5 protein-coding genes and 1 pseudogene are annotated in these 4,319 nt (G+C 74.4%); 2 read left to right on the plus strand and 4 right to left on the minus strand.

Features of this window, described 5'->3' with window-relative positions:
- From J7E86_RS30935 to J7E86_RS11040, 4 genes and pseudogenes are all read right to left on the minus strand, one after another.
- Positions 1-210: pseudogene (locus J7E86_RS30935) on the minus strand (hypothetical protein); the annotation flags it as partial.
- A 36-nt stretch (positions 211-246) separates the two neighbouring features.
- A complete protein-coding gene (locus J7E86_RS11030) occupies positions 247-858 on the minus strand; it encodes a hypothetical protein (RefSeq protein ID WP_215081404.1) in 612 nt (203 codons plus the stop codon).
- 189 nt (positions 859-1,047) lie between these two features.
- On the minus strand, positions 1,048-2,349 hold the full coding sequence (locus J7E86_RS11035; RefSeq protein ID WP_215081405.1) for a serine-threonine protein kinase: 1,302 nt from the start codon (positions 2,347-2,349) through the stop codon (positions 1,048-1,050).
- A gap of 108 nt (positions 2,350-2,457) precedes the next feature.
- Positions 2,458-2,652 carry a hypothetical protein gene (locus J7E86_RS11040; RefSeq protein ID WP_215081406.1) on the minus strand — a complete coding sequence of 65 codons (195 nt, stop codon included), beginning with the start codon at positions 2,650-2,652 and terminating at the stop codon, positions 2,458-2,460.
- 140 nt (positions 2,653-2,792) lie between these two features.
- On the opposite strand from J7E86_RS11040, the gene J7E86_RS11045 reads away from it, so the two are divergent.
- Together J7E86_RS11045 and J7E86_RS11050 are read left to right on the plus strand one after the other, a co-directional pair.
- The gene (locus J7E86_RS11045) at positions 2,793-3,578 is read left to right on the plus strand and encodes an SDR family oxidoreductase (protein WP_215081407.1); all 786 of its coding nucleotides are present in this window, start codon (positions 2,793-2,795) and stop codon (positions 3,576-3,578) included.
- Positions 3,575-4,183 (plus strand): TetR/AcrR family transcriptional regulator, encoded by a 609-nt coding sequence (locus J7E86_RS11050; RefSeq protein ID WP_215081408.1) that lies wholly within the window; start codon positions 3,575-3,577, stop codon positions 4,181-4,183. Before J7E86_RS11045 ends, J7E86_RS11050 begins: the two co-directional genes overlap by 4 nt.
- Positions 4,184-4,319: the final 136 nt, after the last annotated feature.

A 4,319-nucleotide genomic window follows, 5' to 3' on the forward strand; every position in this document is an offset into this window, starting at 1 on the left:
GCGGGCGAGTTCGGGGGTGACGGTGACGAACGCCCCCACGGAGGCGTCCAGTCGCGCGACGCGCTCCAGGTAGTGCTCGGTGAGTTCGACGGGCGAGACGCGCCCCGCCCGCACCGCCTCACCCTGCTCCAACGCCGTCAGATCGTGCAGCTGCGTCATGCCGTCCGCCTCATCCGTCGCCCGATGTCGCCGTGCGCGGCATCCTCGCATCGCGAACGGGCGGCGGCCACCCCCGCCGGGGAGGGCTCAGACGGCCGCGTACCGGTCCTCGAACGCGCGCCGGCGGGCGGCGGCCAGCGCGCCTGGGGTGAGCACGGGCACCGGCACCACGATGCCGCAGTCCGCGCAGACGGGTCCTTCCATGGGGTAGCGCTCCAGGTCGGAGTGCCATTCGAGCCGCTCCTGCGAGCAGACCGGGCAGCAGGCGCCGGGTCCGGCCTCCATGGCGGCGATCACCCGGCGCAGCACGTCGGCCAGACGCGGGGCCGGGCAGGCGGTGGGGCTGACGCACGGCACGATGTCGCAGCCGCCCCAGGTGTTGCGGTGCCAGTCGTCCACCGCGCTGGGCTGGCGGATTCCCTCGTGCTTCTCGCGCTTGCGGCGGTCCGCGAAGGACGCCTCGTACGCCAGCCACACCGCGCGCGCCTCCTCCAGCTCCGTCAGCGCCGCGACCAGCCGTACCGGATCGGGGGCCCGGTCGGCGGGGTCCAGACCCGCCAGCTCGCACAGATGGTGCCAGGTCGCCCGGTGGCCGTACGGTGCGAAGCGTTCGAGGCATTTGCGCAGGGAGGTGCGCCGCAAGGCGATGGTGTTCCGTGGATTGCGCACCTCTCGTGCGAGTGCTCTGAAACCTGCCACTGCATCCCACCTCCGACAGCGCGGACTCGGATCGACATGGAAGGGACGTAACGCGCCGCGATTCGGATCCCTCGGACCGGATCCCGGCGGCGCGCCACGCAGTCGACCCCGCTCTGCTACCCCGAACTCGCGCACAGATGTGGGAGCGGGGACGAGAGGGCGCGAAGGTGACGGGACCTCACCCGCGGCTCACCGTACGAGCCGACCGGCCAGCAGGACGATCCGCGCCAGTTCCTCGTGGCAGATGTCGCCGTGCGCGCCCGAGGGCGGTCCGCCGCGCGCGACGACCGCCGCCACGTCGACATTGGCGCAACCGTCGGCCGGCAGGCCGCCGGCCAGCGCCTCCCGCAGGGACAGCGCCGCGCACCCGTCCACGGCCTGGATCCCGCGGTGGCCGAGGGCACCCCAGCGCGCCTCGTCCACGCCCAGCAGCGAGTCGTCGTCCCGGGCCGCCCGCGAGGCGAGCGGGTACAGCACTCCGAGCGCCGTGTCGTGGCGCGAATGGCAGCACACCACGGGACCGCGCACCCGGCGGTGCAGCCCGCGCAGCGCCCCGCCCCGGTCGGAGGCGAACGGCAGCCGGGCCGCGAACGCGTACTGCGAGAAAGCCCCCTGAAGCAGGGTCAGGGAGGCCACGCACCCCGTGCCCTCCGGCAGCCCGCGCAGCGCGAACGCCACCAGCCGCGCGCCGAAGCTGTGCCCGGCCAGGTGCACCCGCAGGCTCGGGCGCGCGTGGGCGAGCAGTCCCAGCGCCGGCCCCAGACCGTTCTGGCCGACGGTGCCGGCGCGGCGCTTCATCGTGTAGTACGACGCCTGGCGCAGCAGCTCGTACGCGCCGTGCCACAGCTTGCTCAGGCCACCGAACAGCTCCGGTGGGAGCGCTCCCACACTGGCCAGCGCCGCGGTGAACGTCTCGCACACCCGTACGGCGTCGCAGGTGAGCATGGCCGGCGGCGGTGCGTCCGGCTCCAGGTCGGCCGCGGCCTGCGGGCGGTCGGCGGCGGCGACCAGCGCGCGGACGAGCGCGACGAACTCCTCCAGCCGCGCCGGATCCTCCGGCCGCCGCTCCAGCAGCTCCGCGAGCCGGTCCGCCACCGCCTCCTCGCACGGCAGGATCGTGGTCAGGGCCCGCCGGGTGGCCGCGTCGAGCGTGGGCGGCCCGGTGGCGGGACCGGCCGCCGCCGGCCGGAGGGGGAAGTCGGGCACCGGCTCGTCCGCGAAGTGCATCGAGGGCCAGATCACCCCCACGTAGCCGACCCGGGCCTCCTCCGCGCCCCCGGCGCCGAGCACGCCGGGAAACGGCGCGAAGAACCGGTCGTACAGCCTCGTCGCCCGGGGCCGGTCGTTGTTCCAGCCGTGCGCGAAGACGACCAGATCGGTCAGTTCCGCGTCCGCGACCCCGCGTATCAGCGCCTCGCGGCCGCCCGGATCCACGTCCCCGTCGGCGTCGAACGTCAGCTCCCAGTACGGATCCACACACATGCCCGCCATGGCAAGTCCCCCTTGAACGGCCGGATGTGCGCGCATCGTCCCGCCGTCAAGGGGGCCTGTCCAGCCTCCGTCCGCCCCTTCACGCTTCCGCGTCCGGGGCCGCGGACATCAGGGCGCCAGGAGGTCCGCCGCCCGTACGCGCCGCAGGTGGACGAGGATGCCGTAGGACGGGCGCAGCGCGGTCATGTGCTCCGGCTCCGGGTAGGACGTGCCGATGTCCCGGGTCGGCCGCGCGGTATCCGGCCAGGCCCGGGCGGGCTCGGGAACCCGCCGCATGTCCAACGCCCAGGCGCGGTACGGCAACTTGCCGAGGGTGTGTCAGTTGCCGCCGGGAGCGGCCGGACGGCCTCCCGAACCGAGGGGACAGCCCCACCCGCCCTCTTCCGCAGGCACATACCGACTGGTTAGTCTGCCCGTGCAGCCGAGCCGAGGGAGATGCGAGCGTGGGCACAGTGCGGGACGCGGGAGTCGTGGTCACCGGGGCGGGAGGCGGCATCGGAGCCGCGCTCGCCCGCCGGTTCGCCGCCGAGGGGGCCCGTGTCGTGGTCAACGACCTCGACGTCGACAAGGCGCGGGCGGTCGCCGAGGAGATCGGCGCCGTCGCCGTCCCCGGCGACGCGTCCGGCGTCGTGCCGGCCGCCCGGGAGGCGCTCGGCGGGCAGATCGACATCTACTGCGCCAACGCCGGCGTCGCACCGGCGGGCGGCCCCGAGGCCGAGGAGGACCTCTGGGAGGCCGCCTGGGACGTCAACGTCATGGCACACGTCCGGGCGGCGCGCGAGCTGCTCCCCGAATGGCTGGACCGGGGCAGCGGCCGTTTCGTGGCCACCGTCTCCGCCGCCGGCCTGCTCACCATGATCGGCTCGGCGCCGTACAGCGTCTCCAAGCACGCGGCCCTCGCCTTCGCCGAATGGCTGTCCCTCACCTACCGCCACTGCGGCATCGACGTCCACGCCATCTGCCCGCAGGGCGTCCGCACGGACATGCTGCGCGGCACGGGCGCGGCCGGTGAACTGGTCCTGGTCCCCACGGCGATCGAGCCCGCGCAGGTCGCCGACGCCCTCTTCGAGGGCATGGCCGCCGGCCGCTTCCTCATCCTGCCGCACCCGGAGGTCGCCGACTACTACGCGGCCCGCGCCACCGACCCCGACCGCTGGCTGCGCGGCATGAACCACCTCCAGCGCCGGCTGGAAGAGGTGCCGGGACAGCCCGCGGGAGGCCGCGCGTGACCTCGACGGCCACGAGAGCGACGGCGGACGGCGCGGGGCGGCCGGTCCCGCGCCGGCTGCTGGCCGCCGCCACCCGCCTCTTCGCCGACCAGGGCTACGACCGCACGTCCGTCCAGGAGATCGTCGAGGCGGCGGGCGTCACCAAGGGCGCGCTCTACCACTACTTCGGCTCCAAGGACGACCTGCTGCACGAGGTGTACGGGCGCGTCCTGCGCCTCCAGCAGGAGCGGCTGGACGCCTTCGCGGAGGCGGACGCGCCCGTCGAGCGACGGCTGCGCGACGCCGCCGCCGACGTGGTCGTCACCACCATCGAGAACCTCGACGACACCAAGATCTTCTTCCGGTCCATGCACCACCTCGGCCCGGAGAAGCACAAGCAGGTACGGGCCGAGCGCCGCCGCTACCACGAACGGTTCCGCGCGCTGATCGAGGAGGGCCAGCGCTCGGGCGTCTTCAGCCCGACGACCCCCGCCGACCTGGTGGTGGACTACCACTTCGGCTCGGTCCACCACCTCGCCAACTGGTACCGCCCCGACGGCCGGCTGAGCCCCGAGGAGGTCGCCGGCCACTTGGCGGACCTGCTGCTGCGGGCGCTGCGGCCGTAGCGGGCCGCCACGGCTGGGCGGTGCCCGGCGGACCAGGTGAGCGGGCGGTTTCGTGCGCACCACCGCTGCGCGGGGTGTCCTCGAGCGCTGGACGGGCTGCTGTGTTGTGTCCTCAAGCGCCGGACCGGCTGCTGTG

Origin of the sequence: Streptomyces sp. ISL-11 (assembly GCF_018614525.1) — a bacterium.
Classification (GTDB): Bacteria; Actinomycetota; Actinomycetes; order Streptomycetales; family Streptomycetaceae; genus Streptomyces.